The sequence below is a fragment of the Bradyrhizobium prioriisuperbiae genome, assembly GCF_032397745.1.
Classification (GTDB): domain Bacteria; phylum Pseudomonadota; class Alphaproteobacteria; order Rhizobiales; family Xanthobacteraceae; genus Bradyrhizobium_A; species Bradyrhizobium_A prioriisuperbiae.
Genome location: NZ_CP135921.1, coordinates 4,306,453 through 4,324,062, shown reverse-complemented (window position 1 = coordinate 4,324,062; position 17,610 = coordinate 4,306,453). Strand labels below are relative to the sequence as shown.

Genomic DNA, 17,610 nt, shown 5'->3' with positions numbered 1-17,610 from the left:
CCCCACAAGGGGGGAGGGAGCCGCGAAATCATTGCCTCGACATGGAGAGGTCCGCGCATCACCGTCATTCCCTCTCACCCGCGGACGCCACATCGGTCAGCCTGGCCGCGGCTTCGTCGTGCACCGTCGTCTCCCGCGACAGCGCAAGCTGGCGCAGCGCCGGAGCCACCACGAGCAGCAGCAGCGGACCGATGAACATGCCACCGACCACCACGGTGGCGAGCGGCCGCTGCACCTCGCTGCCGATGCCATGGGACAGCGCCGCCGGCAGCAGCCCGACGCCGGCCGACAGCGCTGTCATCAGCATCGGCCGCATGCGCTGCTCGGACGCCTGGAACACCGCGTCCGCGAGCCGCATGCCGGAGGCGCGCAGCTCGCGCACATAGGTGATGTTGAGAATGCCGTCCATCACCGCCACGCCGAACAGCGAGATGAAGCCGATCGCCGCCGATACGCTGAAATCGAGCCCGGTGGCGAACAGCGCGATCAGGCCACCGCCGATCGCGAAGGGGATGCCGGCCAGCGCCAGCAGACTGTCGCGCAGCGAATTGAACAGGCCGTACAGCAGCACGAAGATCAGCAGCAGCGTGATCGGCACCACCACCATCAGCCGCGCCTTGGCAGATTCCAGATTGTCGAACTCCCCGGACCAGACCATGCGGTAGCCGGACGGCAGCGGCACCGCTTGTTCCACCCGCTGCCGGGCCTCGGCCACCGTGCTGCCGAGGTCGCGGCCGCGCACGCTGAACTTGATCGGGATGTAGCGCTGGCTGCGCTCGCGGTAGACGAACGAGGCGCCGGTATCCAGCGAGATCGCGGCGAGCTCGCGCAGCGGGATATAGGCATTGCCGCCGCCGGAGGTTTGGGTGGCGACCTTGATGTCGCCGACCGCATCGATGTTCTCGCGAAACTTCGGATCGAGCCGCACCGCCACGCCGAACTGGCGATCACCTTCCAGCACCGTGGTCGCGACACTGCCACCAAGCGCCGCTTGTACGACGGCATTGACGTCGCCGGTGTTGAGTCCATAACGCGATGCCCTCTCGCGATCGACCCTGATGTTGAGATTGGGCTGGCCGAGCAGGCGGAACACGCCGAGGTCGGCGACGCCGCGTACCTTGGCCATCTCGGCCTGCACCTGGACAGCGAGCTTTTCCAGCGTCTCCAGGTTCGGCCCGACGATCTTGACCGAGTTCGCCCCCTTCACCCCGGAGAGCGCCTCCTGGATGTTGTCCTGGATGTATTGCGAGAAGTTGAAGGTGACGCCGGGCAGTTCCTCGCGCAACTCCTGCAGCAACTGCTCGGTCAGCTTCTCCTTGGTCATGCCCGGCCGCCACTGGTCCAGCGGCTTCACCGGCACGAACAGCTCGACATTGGAGAACGGCGAGGCATCACTGCCGTTGTCCGGCCGGCCGCGTTGCGACACCACGGTGATGACCTCCGGATGCCGCAACAGGATCTCGCGCATCTTGCGGGTCGGCTCCGCACCCGCCGCCAGCGACATGGTGGGAGGCATCGACGCCCGGATCCAGAAATTGCCTTCCTCCAGCGCCGGCAGGAACTCGCTGCCGAGCCGGCTGGCCGCAAGCCCGCCGGCCGCGAGGAACACCAGTCCCGCCGCGACCGCGGCGCGGGTATGTGTCAGCGACCAGCGCAACAGCGGGGTGTAGGCCTGCCGCAGTGCGCGCACGATGCGGGTTTCGGTCTCCTTGACGCTCTCGGGCAGCAGCAGCGAGGCGAGTACCGGCGTCACGGTGAAGGTGGCAAGCAACGCGCCGGCGAGCGCATACCCATAGGTGCGCGCCATCGGCCCGAAGATCTGCCCCTCAACGCCCTGCATGGTGAACAGCGGCACGAAGGCCACCACCGTGATCGCCGCGGTGAAGAACACCGCCTTGTCGACCTGCAATGCGCTGACGAAAATCAGCCGCATCCGTTCGGTCCAACTCGCCGTCCCCTCGCCGCGCGCGGGCGCGGTGGGATCGCTGCCCCAATAGCCGGCAGCCAGCTGGCGCAGCACCCGCACCCGGTTCTCGGGCGACTGCATGTTGCGGAAGATGTTTTCCATCAGGATGACGGCGGAATCGACGATGATGCCGAAATCCACCGCGCCGAGCGACAGCAGGTTGGCATCCTCCCCGCACAACACCAGGATGATGATGGAGAAGAACAGCGCGAACGGAATGTTGGCGCCGACAATCAGCGCGCTGCGCAGGTCGCCGAGAAACACCCACTGGATCACGAACACCAGGAGACAGCCGAACACCAGGTTGTGCAGCACGGTGTGGGTGGTGACGTCGACCAGCGCGCCGCGATCGTAATAGGAGACGACCTTGACGCCCGGCGGCAGGCTGCCGTCGCTGTTGATCTTCGCCACCTCCTGCTCCACCAGCGGCAGGATCTCGTTGGTGTGCTGGGTACGCCCCATCACCAGGATCGCTGCGGCGACATCATCGTCATGGTCGCGGCCGGCAATGCCGAGCCGCGGCACATAGCCGACCGAGACCTTGGCCACCTGCTTGACCTGGATCGGCAGCCCGTTGGCCTGGGTCAGCACGATGTTCTCGATGTCGCCGACCTTGTCGCCGCGGGTGATATCGTCGGCGCCGCCGCTGTCGATCAGGCCGATGCCACGGATGTTGACCGACTGCTGGCCGATGCTGATTTCACGGCCACCGACATTGTTGTTGGCGCTGCCGAGCGCGGTGATCAGCTGCGGCACCGTGATGTTGTAGGCCTCGAGCTTCTGCAGGTCGGCATCGACATTGAACTGCTTGGTGGTGCCGCCCCAGGAGTTGATCTGCACCACGCCCGGCACCGTCAGCAGCCGGCGGGTGATGACATAGTCCTGCAGCGTGCGCAGGTTGGTCAGGCCGAAATTCGGCGGGCCGACGATCTGGTAGCGATAGATCTCGCCGACAAGGCTGGACTGCTGGATGGTCGGCACCAGATTGCCCGGCAGCGAGATGTTCTGCTGGATGCTGTTGGCCGCCTGAGTGAGCGCGAAATAATAATCGACGCCGTAGCGGAACGTCATCCGCACGAACGACAGGCCATAGAACGAGGTGGAGCGGATATTGACCACGCCCGGCGTGGTGTAGAGCCCGACCTCCATCGGGATGGTGTAATATTTTTCCATCTCCTCGGCCGAGAGCCCTGCCGCCTGGGCGGTGATCTCCAGGATCACCGGCGCCGGATTGGGATAGGCCTCGATATTGAGCTTCATGAACGCCACGAGGCCAGCGGCGCAGAACACCACGAGGCCCAGCACCACAATGGCGCGACGCGTCAGACCGAACTCGAGAATGCGCTTGATCACAACGGCACGCGACTTTCAGAAGGGAGTTGGTGTCGGAAGATTTTTTGGAACAGACCTGTTGTCAGATCTGCTTTTTGGTGCGCGATTTTTTTGAGCCTGACGGCCAGCTCCGGATGGCGCGGCGCGCGAATCGGAAACGACGCCGCCTGTCAGTCCCCCTGGTCCGCAACCGCCGTGGCGAACTTGTTGCTGAGGAAGATCGCGCCGGTGGTCGCGATCAGCTCATCAGGGGCGAGGCCATCGAGAATCTGGCGATAGCCCGCCTGCGCGACGCCGGGTTTGATCACGCGGCGGGTGAAACGGCGACGATCGGAGGTCACCCACACCGTCATGCTGCCGTCGCCCTCGCGCACGATCGCCTCCATCGGCACAGCGGGCGACGTGGCCGGAGGCGCGGTCTCGATCGCAAAACTCGCCATCATGCCCGAGCGGAGCAGATGCTGCGGATCGTCGATCACCGATCGCACCAGCTGGCGGTGGCTGTTCGAATCGATACTCGCACCGAGCGTGGTAACACGGCCCCGGAAGATCATGTCGGGATAGGCCGGGACCCTTACCTCCACCGACTGGCCCAGCCGATACGCCGGCGCGTCGGTCTCGACCACATTGGCGACCATCCACATGGTGGAGAGGTCGGCGAGCGTGAACGGCGCCGGCGCGTTGCCCGGCTGCACCAGAAGCCCCGGCGCGGCGTTGCGCGCGATGACCCGGCCGTTGATCGGGCTCGGAACCACCAGAATGGAATCCACCTTGCGATCGGCGACAATGCGGTCGATCTCGGCGTCGGTCTTGCCGAAAATGCGCACCGCATTGCGGGCCGCCTTGTAGGCGCCCTCGGCGCTCTGCTGATCGGAGATCGCCTGGTCGACATCCCGCTGCGAGCCGCCGCCGGCCTTCAGCAGTTGCTGGACGCGGGCGAGCGTGCGGGTCTGCAGCCCGAACACGCCGGCGCTCGTCAGCAGCGAGGATTCCGCCTGCAGCAGATCGGGGCTGTCGATGGTGAACAGCGCCTCGCCCTTCTTCACTTCGTCGCCGACATTGAAGAAGGTGTCGACGATCTTGCCCGCGCTGGGCGTGAACGACTGCACCAGCATGTTCTCGTTGAAGCCGATCGAACCCACCGAATTCTTCACGGTGCGAAATTCGCGCAGCTCGGCCGGCGCGACCCCGAAGGCGCCCGCCTGCTTGCCGTTCAGCTCCACGGATGGCCCGGTCGCATCGGCCGTCTGTACGGCGGCGCCGCGATCCGCATCCGCGGTCAGACTTGTTTTTTGCGGCAAAGCCCGGTTGGCAAATGGCTTGATGCTTTCCGCCACGCCGTCGTGAATCATCAACCCGCCCGCCACGACCAACACCGCGCAGGCCGCAAGCATGGCAACATGCTTGTGCCGGATCCGCTGTTTCATCGACATCGCCATGGTCCCTGCCTGCTGCCCGGTCGGCCCGGATTGCCGCGCACGACGACGCGGATATTCAACGGCCGGCATCGCGGCCCCGGTTCCGCGTAGCAAAGTCAGCTTACGCCCACCTTACAGGCCCCCCCGACCGATGCAGATTGTTGCGATGACAAAGCGGCCGGGGTCGGCTACCACGCACAGGCACGTCCTGTCAGGACCGTGCCAAACCCGCTTCGCGCACCATCGGGATGGCTGCGCACCACGTGAACCATCCGCATGAGACTGCTGATCGTCGAGGACAATGTCGAACTCTCGCAGCTGCTGGCCAAAGGGCTGCTGGCGGCGGGCTATGCGGCCGACATCGTCGACACCGCGGCGGAAGCACGCGCGGCGCTCACGGCTGTTCATTACGCGGCGCTGGTGCTCGATCTCGGCCTGCCCGACGGTGACGGACTGGCGATCCTTCGCGAAATCCGTCATCGCAGGGATCCGCTGCCGGTGCTGGTGCTGACCGCACGCAGCGGCATCGAGGATCGGGTCGGAGGCTTGCGCAGCGGGGCCGATGACTACCTGGTGAAGCCGTTCGCCCTGGAAGAACTGGTGGCGCGGCTGGAGGCGATCCTGCGCCGCCCGGGACAACTGCTCGGCGCCTCGTTGCGGCTCGCCAACCTGGTGTACGATACCGAAAGCCGCCAGGTGTTCATCGACGATGCCCCGCATGTGTTCTCGGCGCGCGAGACCTCGGTGCTGGAAATCCTGCTGCGCCGGCAGGGCCGCGTGGTGCCGAAGAAGAATGTCGAGGACCATATCTTCGGGCTATCAGGCGACGTCGGCTCCAATGCGGTCGAGGTCTATGTATTCCGGCTACGCAAGCAGCTCGCGGACAACGGCGCAAAAGTCCAGATTCATACCGTGCGCGGCGTCGGTTACCTGATGGTGGAGGAGAAAGCGTGATCCGCTTCGAATCCCTGACATCGCGGATCGTCTTCCTGCACATCGTCGCCATCGCGCTGACGGCGATTGTCATGCCGCTGGTGCTTTTCTATCTGCTGAATTCGGAAATCAGCCAATTGCATCGCGACGCGATGCGCGAACAGGCCGAGACGATTGCCCGCCATCTTGCGGCAGCGCCCGACAACACGCCGACGCTGGTGCTGCCGCAGGGCCTGCGCGACCAGTATTCGGATGCCTACGGACGCTATGCCTACGACGTGATCGATGCGTCCGAGCATGTGCTGTTCTCGTCGCACCGGGATCGCACGCCGATTTTCCCGGCCGATATGACAGCAGCCGACGCGGCGTTTCAGGGCATCAGCGACACCGGCAGCATGATCGCCGGCGGCAGCGTACAGAAGCACGTCGCCGGTCAGATCCTGCGGGTCCGCGTCGCCGAGGATCTGGCCCATCGCGACGTCATCACCGACGATATCGTTGCCAATTTCTTTCGCCGCGTCGGGTGGATCACGATCCCGATCCTGCTGCTGCTGCTCGCAACCGACATCTTCATTTTCCGCCGCGCCATCACGCCGCTGCTGAAGGCCTCCGAAGAGGCGAAGAACGTCGGCCCCGCCCGGACCGACGTCCGGCTGCCGGTCGAGCAGATTCCGAGCGAAATTTTGCCGCTGGTCACCGCGGTCAATCAGGCGTTCGATCGGCTGGAGGCCGGCTTTCGCGTACAGCGCCAGTTCACCGCCGATGCCGCGCACGAGTTACGCACGCCGCTGGCGATCCTGCGGACGCGGCTCGATACGCTCAGTGACAAGGCCGCCACCGCCGACCTGCATCGTGACATCGAGAGCATGAGCCGCATCGTCGGCCAACTGCTCGAAATCGCCGAACTCGATACGCTGGTGGTCGACCCGTCGGAGACGGCCGACCTGCATGCGGTCTGTTCCGACGTGGTGGAAGCGCTGGCGCCGCTGGCGCTCGCCGCCGGAAAGGACATCGCGCTGAAGGGTGTCGACGACGTCGTGGCGGTCAGGGGCAGTGCCGAGATGCTGCGGCGGGCGATCCGCAATCTCGCCGAGAATGCCATTCGCCACACCGAGCGCGGCACCACCGTGGAGATCACGATCGACGATGACGGCGCGGTCCGCGTCAGCGACAGCGGGCCCGGCATCGCGCTGGAGCAGCGCGAACTGATCTTCCAGCGCTTCTGGCGCGGCGACCGGCAGCGCGCCGACGGGGCCGGCCTCGGCCTTTCGATCGTGCGCGGCGTGGTCGAGGACCACGGCGCAACCATCGCGGTGGAGAACCTGCCCTCCGGCGGGGCGCAGTTCACCCTGCGGTTTACGCCGGCCGCTGCAGTCGCCGGCTGACTCTCCAGTGAGCATGCTGCACGTCACGCATGAACCGTTGTTCAGAATTTTCCCGTGTTCCATCCGGGAACGGCTTTGCCGCGGGCAAGTTGGGTCTCCGCGTTGGACAGATTCCATTTCATTGGAGGAATATGAATGAAGAGATCGATTGGTTATGTCTTTGCAGCCGCCATGGCTTTGGCGATCGCGGCACCCACCCTCGCCAGTGCCCAGACGACGGTGATCAAGCGCGGCCATGACCGTGATTATAGCGCGCGTGCCGAGATGCGCGGGCATCGCGATCGCGGCTGGCATCGCCATCACCACGACCGCAAAGTGGTGGTGATCCGGCGGGGCCATCGCCATCACCATTGATGGGTGAGCTTCAACCGCACGCGAAAACGGCCCCGCATCCCGGGGCCGTTTGTCTTGGTCCGTCCTGTTGCGTTGTGTTGAAAAAGCGCGCCGGCCTCACATCGCCAGCAGATAATAGAATGTCGCCAGCAACACGATGCCACCGACCAGGGTAATACCCAGGAGAGCGTAAGCGATCGCGTCGCTGGTCATGGGCGTGTGCGTGTGCTGGGGAGTATGCGGCCGGCTGTTCATCGGATATCGCCCTTGCGAACTTCACCACATTTACAACACCGTTGCGCCGATTTTGTTCCAAGCCCCATGAACAAGCCGCATGGACAAGACGTAACCAACGTGAACGCGGCGTTCAGCCCCGATAAATCAACACTTCGCCATGATCAAAACGCAACGTTCCGCCACCGCAACTTTTCACAAGTGGTGGAATTGGTGAGCTGAAGACCTGAAAGTTGGGAGATGATCATGAAGGCAAGAATGGCTTTGCTGGCTGTCGCGGCGACCGCCGGACTGGCGCTGACGAGTGGTGCCGCCTCCGCGATGCCGAACGGATTGTTGGGTGCGCAGTCCGACGTGAAGGCTGGCTCGGGCGCCGAGCAGGTCCGCTATGTCTGTAACGAGTGGGGCCGCTGCTGGTGGCGGCCGAACTATTACGGTGCCTACGGCGCTTATGGCTACGCCCGTCCGCGGTACTACGGCTACTACGGCGGCGGCCCGCGCTATTACGGCGGCTGGGGCCATCGCGGCTGGGGCGGTGGCGGCTGGGGACATCGCCACTGGTAAAGCGGCCGGCATAGGCTGCAAAAACCCGAAAGACAAACGGCAGGAGGGCGGCCTTCAGATGATGGCCGCCCTCGCCTTTTTGGGCCGGATTGTTCATCCATTTTCAGCGAAATTTGCCCCCCGACGGGAACCCAATCGGCGGACCGCGCGTTAACCTTTGCCGAAACTTGAACCGGCGGATGGGTATTGCCCGTGGGGCGGATCTGGCAAATTGCGGGTTCCCGCTTACATTTTGGAAGATTGGACTTCCAGGAATAATCGCTTCGAATGAGGGAGCGTCGCGGGCTTGCGAGGGCGAAGATGTTGCGTCACGCGCGTATGAAATTGCAGGGCCTATTGTCGATCGCGCTGCCGGCCTTGGCGGGCGCGTTGCTCTTGTCGGCACCGGCGTCCGCCGACGATATCCAGATCATTACGCAGTCCCAGATCTCCCGGCCCCAGATCTCCCGGCCGATGACCGCTCAGCCCAACGCCGCGGTGTCGGGCGCCGGCAATACCGCGCGCTACCGGCCCGATGCGTTCCTGACCCTGGATCTGTCCAAAGCCGTGCTGTCGCCGATCCCGCTCGGACCGCAGGCCCGCTTCGAGCCGTTCGGCATCGAGGCCAGAACCGACGCCGCCGACAACCTGCCGAACACCACGCCACATGCCGCCCGCACGGCGTCGAAGATCATGGCGGGCGCCCGCATCACCCCGCGGCCGGGCGCGACTGCGTCTTCCGACGTCAAGCCGTCCGACACCAAACCGTCCAACACTGCGTCGCTGGCTCCGCCTACCGAGGCGACGGCGGATGAGTCCGCGGCGCCATCGGTCAAGAGCAAGGTCCACAAGTCGTCGGCAATACGCACCCGCGCGGTCGCGAGCCGCCCTCACGGCAATCCGCTCGATGCCCAGGCCTATGCCCGGCCGAAGACGCAGGCGAGAGCGCAGCCGAAATTACAGACCTGGCCCTGCCGCAGCGGTGGCATCTGCGGCTGGCAGAATTAGCGACGCCCCTTCATCGATCGTGCCGATTTCGGAGGAGATCCCGAGGGTTCGAATAGTCCCTCGCGATAGACGCCACCGCTGAGAGCTGGTCGCGAAGCAAAGACCCGACCGCGCCCCCGATCAATCCCGGGCCCAATTTTCGCCCGATCAAGGCTACTTTGGGACGCCGCGCTTCCACTTGTCCCAGTGGGCAACGACATCCTTGATGAACGGCGCAGACACGGCCCAAAGATTGCTGATGGCGGGCGCGAAACCGCCCGAGCCTCCCTCGATGCCGCAGCTGCAGAGCGAGTGCCAGGCCGACTCGCCCGGGTAGGGACGGTCAAAGTTCGACGCGGTCCGCAGCACGGCGACGCGGTCGAGATCCACCAGCCCGGAGAGGGCCCCGCGACTAAGGGCCATGTAAGTGGCGTTGTCCTCCTGTTGCGTGGTGCAGTAGGTGCCTTTGCCGCCCGTCCACAACGCCGTCCATGCCGCGGCGCGCTCGCCCAGCTTGATGCCGTGATACCAGGTGTCACCCGCCATCGTGTCGCACTGAATGACGCTGGGCGGGGCCTTGGCCTTCGCCTCGGCATAGTGGGCGCGATAGGCCTGGGCCGTCGCATTGTCGTTGACCTTGAGATCCACCTTGCCGGTCAACGCCAGGACTTTCTGCAACAAGACTTCGTTCAGCCGATACATCTCGCTGTGATAGGGGGTGGGGATGGTGGGCAACGAATTCCAGGGCTGCCTGGTCATGTCGGTGGGAAAGATCGCGAGGTAGCCATAAGGCCACGCCGGCTGCGTCGGATCGGCTGTGGTTCCCGGAATCTCGCGCGCGTCGATTTCCCAGGAAATGCCGTAGTCGATCAGATAGCGCGCCCAGGCCGCCGAGCCGGTTGTCCCCTGGTGAGGATCGATCCCGGCGATGCCCGCGATCAGGAAGTAGGTGTGACGCAAATCGAACTTGTCGCTGAGAAGCAAGGCCATGGTCGATGCAGCCACGTTGGCGTGCCCTTCGCCGGCGACCATCTGGCACACATCGTCCGCGTTGCAGAGAATGTTTGGATAGTCGGGCGACAGGCCTCGAACACGTATCGACTCCTTCAGTCCGAGGTTGTCGGTGAAAGCCGATGCTTCGGAGTTGAACATGTTGATGATCATGACCTTCACCGGTCGTCCGCCATCGTCGGCGAACGATGGACCGGCAAAGAGCACGGCAGCGAGGACGCCGGCCCCGGCCAGCAAGTGCCTGGTTATCGACAAGGCCGTTTCGAACATCCGATGGCTAAGCATGGAGCGCCTCCTTTTTGGGTGTCGATGTTTGCGTGGGTAGGCTTGTAAACCTCTCTGGTCTTGGTCAGCTGCTGCACGACCGGGGATCAATCCTACGGCCGGGATGTGATGATTGTTTATCAGCGAAGTCTGTTTTTCTGGCGAATGACTGTACGAGCATCCTGATACAATGCGGGTTGCCGTGCCAATTCGCTTGTCCGATTCCTGGTCGGCCTGCTCAAATGTCAGGCGTCGCCGCATGCAGGGCGGGTTCGCCAACGGGTCTGCGCTTCGCGCCGATACGTTGGCTGACCCGCCTCCAGCTGCGATCACCGCAACGGCGAGAATTCCGCCGGCAGATAGATATCCGACTGCATCACCTGCAGATGCGCCGGACCTCCCTGCGGCGGCCAGATGCCGTCGGCGACGGCCTTGGCGCGCAACCGTGAGCGGGCCTCGAGGTTCTCGTAGGGCCAGATGTGCATGAAGCGCGCGGCGACGCCGCTGACGCTGTAGAGCCCCGCGAGCAACGGCGACAGTTTCATCCGCTCCGGCAGCGCCTTGCGCCAGAGCTCGACCGTCGGCCCCATGCCGCCGGCCCTGGTCTCATAGGTTCGCACCTCGAACATCGGCCCCTTCGTGCCGGTGTCGATGCCTGTGAGGAACGGCAGCAGATGAAAGGTGTCGGCTTGCAGCTGCGTGATCGCATCCTTCAGGCCGAACGGATCCTCCGCCAGCACCAGGCGTTCGCGATCGGCCAGCGCCTGCTCGGCGCTCGCGGCGCGGTGCAGCACAAGAACCCGGTTCAGCGCGCCGATGTCGGAATACCAGCAGGCAAGCAGTTCACCTGACAGCGCAGGCTTGTCGCCCGTCACATGCGCCTTGATCTCCTTGAGCGCCGGGCCCTGGGTGCCGGGCCGCAGGGTGAGAATGGTGACGTTGTAGGTCATGGTCACGAGCCCCTTTTATCGTTGCGTCTGTTTGTTGCTTTTGCTGCTTCGGCCCGACGCCGTTCCGCGTTGACAACCGCTCCGGCCCATTTCACAGTGGTCAGACATCTGACCAGCGGGACCGTAACCGCCGGCGTCGCGTTCGACAACCGGCGTCCCGGCGAAAAAATATCCGCGGCAGATGCTTTGTGGAAACGCGCACCACATCTCCGTCTCGAAACCGACCAGCAGGTGCAGGAAATCTATCTCGGCATTCGCGGGGCCGACGTCTCACCAAGGCCTACAGTGGAGTAACCGTCATGGCGCGACGATCGCAAGTGTCGGGGAGACCAGCCAAAGCCGCAGCCAAGCCGCGCCGGACCGCGCGTGCGACAACGACGAAAGCGGCGGCGAAGAAGATCGCCAAGCAGCGCGCGAAAAAATCGGCGGCGGGAGCCGTCAGCAAAACCAGCAAGCCGAAAAAATCTCCGCCGTTCCAGCCGCTCGCCGGCGGCCGCAAATCCGAGCAGGTATTCGCGCAGATCTCGCAGATGCTGCGCGCGGGACAATTCGCCACTGACAGCCGGCTGCCGCCGGAGCGCGAACTCGCCTCGATGTTCCGTACCAGCCGGCAGACCGTGCGCGAGGCGATCTATCATGCGGAGCTGGTCGGCCTGATCGAGACCCGCCACGGCACCGGCAGCTTCGTGGTGGGCACCGAGCCGCAGATCGGCATCCAGCAGCCGCTGATCGAACTGATCCGCACCCAGGCCCATCGCATCGGCGAGTTCTTCGAGATCCGCCGGGCGCTGGAAGGCTGGTGCGCCAGCCACGCCGCCAAGGTGCGCACCGACATCCACCTGCGCGCCATGAAGGCGCCGCTGCAGGCCATGCGCACGCTGGATGTCGCTGAAGCCGCCTGGGAGCGCAACGATGTCGCTTTCCACCAGGCCCTGGCGGCGGCCACCGGCAATCCGCTGGCGATGCGGATGATGGAGCTGTTGCGCGACGGCTTTTCGGCGCTGTATCGCCTCAAGAGCTTCGTGCCGAACCGCGAGGATCAGCACCTGATCTGGCAGCATCACGCCGACATCCTTGATGCCGTGCGCACCCGCAAGCCCGACAAGGCCCGCGATGCGATTGTGGCGCACATGGATTTTGTCGAGGCGAAGCTCGCGGAGGGGATCGGGGTGTTGAACGGTTAGGCCGCCTTCGCCGGAACGAGCTTCAATTTCAGACCAAGCGCCTTCATCGCCTTGTTCAGCGTTTCGATAGTGGGGTTGCCGCCGGGACGGAATGCCTTGTAGATGGCTTCGCGACTCAGCCCGGTTTCCCGTGCGAACTGCGTGACGCCACGTGCCCTGGCGATGTCGCCGATTGCGGTCGCGATGAATGACGAATCGCCATCGTCCATCGCCGCTTCTAGATAGGCGATCTGCTCCCCGAGCGACTTCAGGTGGTCCTGGACATCGAACTTGGTGGTCTTGAGGGCCATTGAACAAACGTCCTTCGCCATCCGCTAAGCCACTTTGATGTCCCTGCTTTGGGACGCCTTATCGCCGCCGCAGAGCAGGATAAAGCCAGTCAACTAAAATACACAGAGGCATATCCTGGCACAAAGGGACGGCCCCTACTCCGGCGCATTAAACGGCCGCGCGAATACCACCGGCGTCTTCGATTTCCGCAACCGGTAGAGTTGCGCGGGCCGGTTGGGTCCCTTGCGCATCTTGGCGATCGGCTCGATCAGGTCGATCGCCAAAATGCGGGTGCGGAAGGCACTCTTTTCCAGCGGGCGGTCGAGTACCGTCTCGTACACCCGCTGCAGCTCCGGCAGCGTGAATTCCGGTGGCATCAGGTAGGCCGGCAGCGAGGTGTACTCCACCTTGCTGCGCAGCCGCCGGACGGCGGTTGACAGAATCTCGCCGTGGTCGAAGCCGAGCTTCGGTTCGGCCCGGTCGCCTGAAATCGGCCACCAGCGAGTTTCAGCCGCATTGGCGCCGCTGGTCAGCGTGATTGTGACAGCGGGAATCAGCGCGAAATAAGCATGCGTCGCCGACCAGCCGCGCGGATCGCGGGTGGCGCTGCCCCAGCTGCCGAGCTGTTCCAGATACGGGCTTGCGACGCCGGTCTTCTCCCGCAGCTTGCGCAGCGCGCAGGCTTCCAGATCCTTATCCCGCTCGACATCGACAAAACCGCCGGGCAGCACCCAGGCGCCCGGAAACGGCCCGGACGGATCATCGCCGCGCCGGACCAGCAGCACCTGCAGCCTGTCATTGATGATGGTGAAGATCACCACATCGACGGTGCTCAGCGGCCGGCCGAACTGCAGTGCGTCAGCACCTGCCGTCCGCCGTAACAAAGCCTCCCGCGCCATGCGTGTTCTCGTCCCCTCGTCTTCGGAGTTGACACTAGTCGACTTAGTTGTACAGTGCAACTTAATTAGTTGCTCAGACCAACTTATTGACAGGAGAGTGCGATGTTCGGAGTTCGCTTCATCAAGGCCCCGCCGACCACCTATCTGATGAAATACAAGGGCGGCAACGTGACCCAGGCCGGCGCCGGGCTCTCCACATTTTATTACGCGCCGTCCACTTCGCTGGTGGCGGTGCCGATCGGCAGCCGCGACGCGGCCTTCATCTTCCAGCACACCGCCAGGGATTTTCAGACCCTCACCGTACAGGGCCAGGTGGCCTACCGGATCGGCGACCCGAAAGCCGCGGCCTCCATGCTGAACTTCGCGCTGAAGAGCGACGGCAAGGCCTATGAATCCGACGATCCGGAGCAGTTGCCGCAACGCATCCTGAGCGCGGTCGAAGTGTTGGCCCAGCAGGCGGTGAAGGCGATGACGCTGAAGGAAGCGCTGCAAGCCTCCGATCGTATCGCCGAGACCATCATGGCCGGGCTGAAGGGCCGCGCCGACATCGCCTCCCTCGGGCTCGAAATTCTCGGCGTCTCGATCCGCGGCGTGAAGCCCTCCCCCGACACCGCGAAGGCGCTGGAAGCGGAGGCCCGCGAGGCCATCCTCAAGCACGCCGACGAGGCGATCTTCGCCCGGCGCAACTTCGCGGTGGAGCAGGAACGCGCGATCCGCGAGAGCGAACTCGACACCGAGATCGCGGTGGAGTTGAAGAAGCGTTCGATCCGCGAGACCCAGATGGACGCGGAAGCAAGCGTGGTGGCCAAGCAGAACGAGCTGCGCGAAGCCGGCATGGTTGCGGACATCGCCCTTGAAGACAAGCGCAAGAGCCTGGTGGCACTGAGCAGCGACAACACCCGCACGCTGGCGGACGCCGAAGCCTATCGGGTCGGCGCGCTGATGAAGATCTTCGAGGGCGTCGACACCAAGGTGATCCAGGCCCTGGCGGCCTCCGGCATGCAGCCGAACCAGCTGATCGCCCAGGCCTTCACAGGCATCGCGGAAAAGGCCGAGCGGATCGGCCAGCTCAACGTCTCTCCCGATCTGCTGCAGACGCTGCTGGAGAGGCCGATGCCCGTGGAGAGAAGCCGTGGCCGCTAACGACGATCGCAAGATCGTCCTGGTGACGCGCAAGACGCGGCTCGAGGATCTGATCGCGAAATACCAGACACAGGCGCAGGCCAAATTCTATGTCGAGCACCTGGGCGCGGACTTCGGCGACTATCAGCGTGAGCACGACGTCTACATGGCGCAGCGCCGCCACACGGTGGCGACGCTGGAGCAATGGGGTCGCTACCAGATCATCGAGCGCAGCTTCCTGCCGAACTTCATCTTCGGTCCGCACGACATCGTGGTGGCGCTGGGCCAGGACGGCGTCGTCGCCAACACCATGAAATACCTGGACGGCCATCCGCTGATCGGCGTCAACCCCGACGCCGGCCGTTACGACGGCGTGCTGCTGCCGTTCGTGTCGGCTGACCTTGCTGCGCTGCTCGGCGAGGTCGCCGCCAACAAGCGGCCGTTCAAGACCGTCACCATGGCCAGGGCGATCCTGACCGACGGGCAAGTGCTGCACGCAGTCAACGACCTGTTCATCGGCGCGCGCACACACACCTCGGCATTCTACGAAATCGAGGCCGACGGGCGGAAGGAAACCCAGTCATCGAGCGGGCTGATCGTCTCGACCGGGCTCGGCTCGACCGCATGGTTCAAGAGCATCGTGACGGGATCGCTGGCGGTGGCGCGCGGCTATTATCACGACGACATGCCGGAGGCCTATGCGACGCAGCCCTGGGACACCCATGAATTGCGGTTCGCGGTGCGCGAGCCGTTCCCGAGCAAAGCTTCGCAGACCCAGTTGGTGTTCGGCCGGCTCGCCGAGGGCGACCAGTTGCGGCTGCGCTCGCGAATGCCCGAGAACGGCGTGATCTTCAGCGACGGCATCGAGGCCGATCGCCTCGACTTCAACTCCGGCACCGAAGCGCAGATCGCGCTGGCCGACCGGCAGGGGCGGCTGGTGGTGTGAACGGACGGCGAGATAGCCCGACGACAAAAGGCCTCCGGCGGGGCACCACCGGAGGCCTCTGGAGGTCTTAAAGGTTTTACATGAAGATGTGAGTTCGTCCTTTCCTGTTGTTGGCGATCAGATCATGACGCGATTACAGGAATCGCATCATGATCTGATCTTCTTTTTCTGAGCATGATCTTTTCGGAAAACCGGTCTCCACTTTTCCGGATCATGCTCTAGAAGCTGCGCAGGATCTGAACCGATCCGTTGTAGAGGTTCTGATCTTTCAGCGTGTACACCGAGCCCGCCGCAGAGCCCGCGGGCACGCCGGCGGTGGTGGTGGTGAAGGTGCCGTTCAGGTGCTGGTCCAGCCGGCTGTAGGTGAATTCAGCCGACAGCGTGAGATTCTTGACCGGCGTCCAGGCCGTCCGCGTGCCGACCTGCAGCACATTGAAATCGAAGCTGCCGGAGGCCGTGGTGACACCGGTGCTGAGCCGGCCGCCATTGGCCATCGCCAGCAACAGCGCATCGCCGCTGGAGCCATAAGAGATCGAGCTGTAGGAGGCGAACACCGAGGTGCGCCAGGCCGGATTCCAGTAGTGCTCGTAGAAGCCGCTGATATCCCAGGCATTGCTCTTGATGATGCTGGTGCCGGTGCCGTACACGCCATCCAGCACGTAACCGAACGCCATGCCGCCGCCACCGATGGCGGCGAACCGACCGGCGCCGGAGGTGTCGTAGGTGCCGCCGAACACATACTTGGCTGCGCCATTGGCGAAATCCGCCGAGATCTTCAGGCTGTCGCCGACGCCGGTGGGCAGGTTCTTCAATTCGATCGCGCCGGTCACCGCAAAGCCCCAGGTCGAGTCCGGCTTGCCTGAATCGCTGTCGCTCGGCGTGTAATAAGTGCCGTGCACTTCATGCGCCGCGGCGCCAAAATGCAGCGTGCCCCACTCCTGGTCGAGACGCAGGTTGCCGACGATATCGGGAACGTGGTCGCCGCCCTGCGCATTGCCCTGGAAGTTGTTGCCGCTGGTGCCGTAATTGGCGGCCGAGGCGCCGAACGGGCCGAGCAGCGCGTTCGCGCCACCCAGCGACGTGTTCACCACGCCCGCGGAACGATAAGGCTGGGCATCTTCCAGCGAGATCGTGGCCGACAGGCCGCCACCGAACGAGGCGGTGTAGGCCAACTGCGCAATGCCGGTTGAGTTGTTCGAGCCGGAGAGGAAGCCGGACGAAATGTACGGCTTGGCCAGCGCCCATTGCGGATCGAACTGCGACACCGCCTTGCCGAAGGTGAAGCCGGCGAACTGGATGAACAGGAAGTCGTTCTCGACAAAGCCACCGGCAATATTCTCGCGGCCCTGCGCATAGTCGAACTGGATGTTGGCATAGGTGCGCAGCACGCCATAGTCGGTGGCCTGGCGGGTGTCGATGAACAGGTTAAGGCGCTCGCGGGTCGAGTAGTAGTTGCGGTTGTACGATCCCGCGCCACCGGTGCCGCCCTGCCAGAACGGCACATCATATGTACTGGCGTTGAACGAGGTATCCAGGCGCAGCGCGCCGCCGATGCGAATGCAGGTGTCGGTGCCGGGGATATAATAGAAGCCCGCGCCGTAGAGCGAGCATATCCTGACATACTCGACCGCCTTGGCCTTGACCGGAAGATCGGCCGCCCGTGCGCCGCCGAGCGCAACAAGACTGGACGCAATAAAGCCGGCCGCGGTGCCCAGCAAAATTCTGTTCGCTGTTTTCATCAATACCCTCCAAAGTTATTTCGATCCGTCTGCGCGCGCCGCTGTTCGACACGCGCTTCCTGACGGAGCGACCCTGAGGGTGCCCCCCTCCGTC

The 17,610-nt window shown here is 64.2% G+C and carries 15 protein-coding genes; 8 read left to right on the top strand and 7 right to left on the bottom strand.

What is annotated here, in order from left to right; genetic code table 11:
• Nucleotides 1-64: 64 nt before the first annotated feature.
• Complete coding sequence (locus tag RS897_RS20270) at nt 65-3,319, bottom strand: efflux RND transporter permease subunit (protein WP_315838277.1); 3,255 nt, start codon at nt 3,317-3,319, stop codon at nt 65-67.
• Between the two features lie 149 nt (nt 3,320-3,468).
• On the bottom strand, nt 3,469-4,725 hold the full coding sequence (locus RS897_RS20265; protein ID WP_315838276.1) for an efflux RND transporter periplasmic adaptor subunit: 1,257 nt from the start codon (nt 4,723-4,725) through the stop codon (nt 3,469-3,471).
• 267 nt (nt 4,726-4,992) lie between these two features.
• Here RS897_RS20265 and RS897_RS20260 point away from each other — a divergent pair, with 267 nt between their 5' ends.
• The 5 genes from RS897_RS20260 (at nt 4,993) to RS897_RS20240 (ending at nt 9,152) form a co-directional block, all read left to right on the top strand.
• Complete coding sequence (locus RS897_RS20260) at nt 4,993-5,670, top strand: response regulator (RefSeq protein ID WP_315838275.1); 678 nt, start codon at nt 4,993-4,995, stop codon at nt 5,668-5,670.
• On the top strand, nt 5,667-7,034 hold the full coding sequence (locus tag RS897_RS20255) for a sensor histidine kinase (protein ID WP_315838274.1): 1,368 nt from the start codon (nt 5,667-5,669) through the stop codon (nt 7,032-7,034). The genes RS897_RS20260 and RS897_RS20255 overlap by 4 nt, the downstream gene beginning before the upstream one ends.
• A gap of 135 nt (nt 7,035-7,169) precedes the next feature.
• Nucleotides 7,170-7,388 carry a hypothetical protein gene (locus RS897_RS20250; protein WP_315838273.1) on the top strand — a complete coding sequence of 73 codons (219 nt, stop codon included), beginning with the start codon at nt 7,170-7,172 and terminating at the stop codon, nt 7,386-7,388.
• A gap of 459 nt (nt 7,389-7,847) precedes the next feature.
• Nucleotides 7,848-8,165 (top strand): hypothetical protein, encoded by a 318-nt coding sequence (locus tag RS897_RS20245; RefSeq protein WP_315838272.1) that lies wholly within the window; start codon nt 7,848-7,850, stop codon nt 8,163-8,165.
• A gap of 300 nt (nt 8,166-8,465) precedes the next feature.
• Complete coding sequence (locus RS897_RS20240) at nt 8,466-9,152, top strand: hypothetical protein (RefSeq protein ID WP_315838271.1); 687 nt, start codon at nt 8,466-8,468, stop codon at nt 9,150-9,152.
• 153 nt (nt 9,153-9,305) lie between these two features.
• Here the strand turns inward: RS897_RS20240 and RS897_RS20235 are convergent, their stop codons facing one another.
• Entirely contained in the window at nt 9,306-10,667 is a 1,362-nt protein-coding gene (locus RS897_RS20235) for a purine-nucleoside phosphorylase (RefSeq protein ID WP_315838270.1), read from the bottom strand.
• Nucleotides 10,668-10,735: 68 nt separating this feature from the next.
• Nucleotides 10,736-11,356, bottom strand: coding sequence for an NIPSNAP family protein (locus RS897_RS20230; protein ID WP_315838269.1), 621 nt, complete (start codon nt 11,354-11,356; stop codon nt 10,736-10,738).
• Between the two features lie 299 nt (nt 11,357-11,655).
• Here RS897_RS20230 and RS897_RS20225 point away from each other — a divergent pair, with 299 nt between their 5' ends.
• Nucleotides 11,656-12,540: a FadR/GntR family transcriptional regulator gene (locus tag RS897_RS20225; RefSeq protein ID WP_315838268.1), complete on the top strand. Its 885-nt coding sequence runs from the start codon at nt 11,656-11,658 to the stop codon at nt 12,538-12,540.
• On the opposite strand, the gene RS897_RS20220 is transcribed toward RS897_RS20225, so the two are convergent.
• Both RS897_RS20220 and RS897_RS20215 read right to left on the bottom strand, forming a co-directional pair.
• The gene (locus RS897_RS20220) at nt 12,537-12,830 is read right to left on the bottom strand and encodes an addiction module antidote protein (protein WP_315838267.1); all 294 of its coding nucleotides are present in this window, start codon (nt 12,828-12,830) and stop codon (nt 12,537-12,539) included. The two genes, RS897_RS20225 and RS897_RS20220, sit on opposite strands and share 4 nt — an antisense overlap.
• A 135-nt stretch (nt 12,831-12,965) precedes the next feature.
• Nucleotides 12,966-13,709, bottom strand: coding sequence for an NUDIX hydrolase (locus tag RS897_RS20215; protein WP_315838266.1), 744 nt, complete (start codon nt 13,707-13,709; stop codon nt 12,966-12,968).
• 102 nt (nt 13,710-13,811) lie between these two features.
• Between RS897_RS20215 and RS897_RS20210 the strand changes: the two genes are divergently transcribed.
• Together RS897_RS20210 and RS897_RS20205 are read left to right on the top strand one after the other, a co-directional pair.
• On the top strand, nt 13,812-14,852 hold the full coding sequence (locus RS897_RS20210) for an SPFH domain-containing protein (RefSeq protein WP_315838265.1): 1,041 nt from the start codon (nt 13,812-13,814) through the stop codon (nt 14,850-14,852).
• On the top strand, nt 14,842-15,777 hold the full coding sequence (locus tag RS897_RS20205) for a diacylglycerol kinase catalytic domain-containing protein (protein WP_315838264.1): 936 nt from the start codon (nt 14,842-14,844) through the stop codon (nt 15,775-15,777). The genes RS897_RS20210 and RS897_RS20205 overlap by 11 nt, the downstream gene beginning before the upstream one ends.
• A gap of 218 nt (nt 15,778-15,995) precedes the next feature.
• Here the strand turns inward: RS897_RS20205 and RS897_RS20200 are convergent, their stop codons facing one another.
• On the bottom strand, nt 15,996-17,516 hold the full coding sequence (locus tag RS897_RS20200; RefSeq protein ID WP_315838263.1) for a porin: 1,521 nt from the start codon (nt 17,514-17,516) through the stop codon (nt 15,996-15,998).
• Between the last annotated feature and the right edge of the window lie 94 nt (nt 17,517-17,610).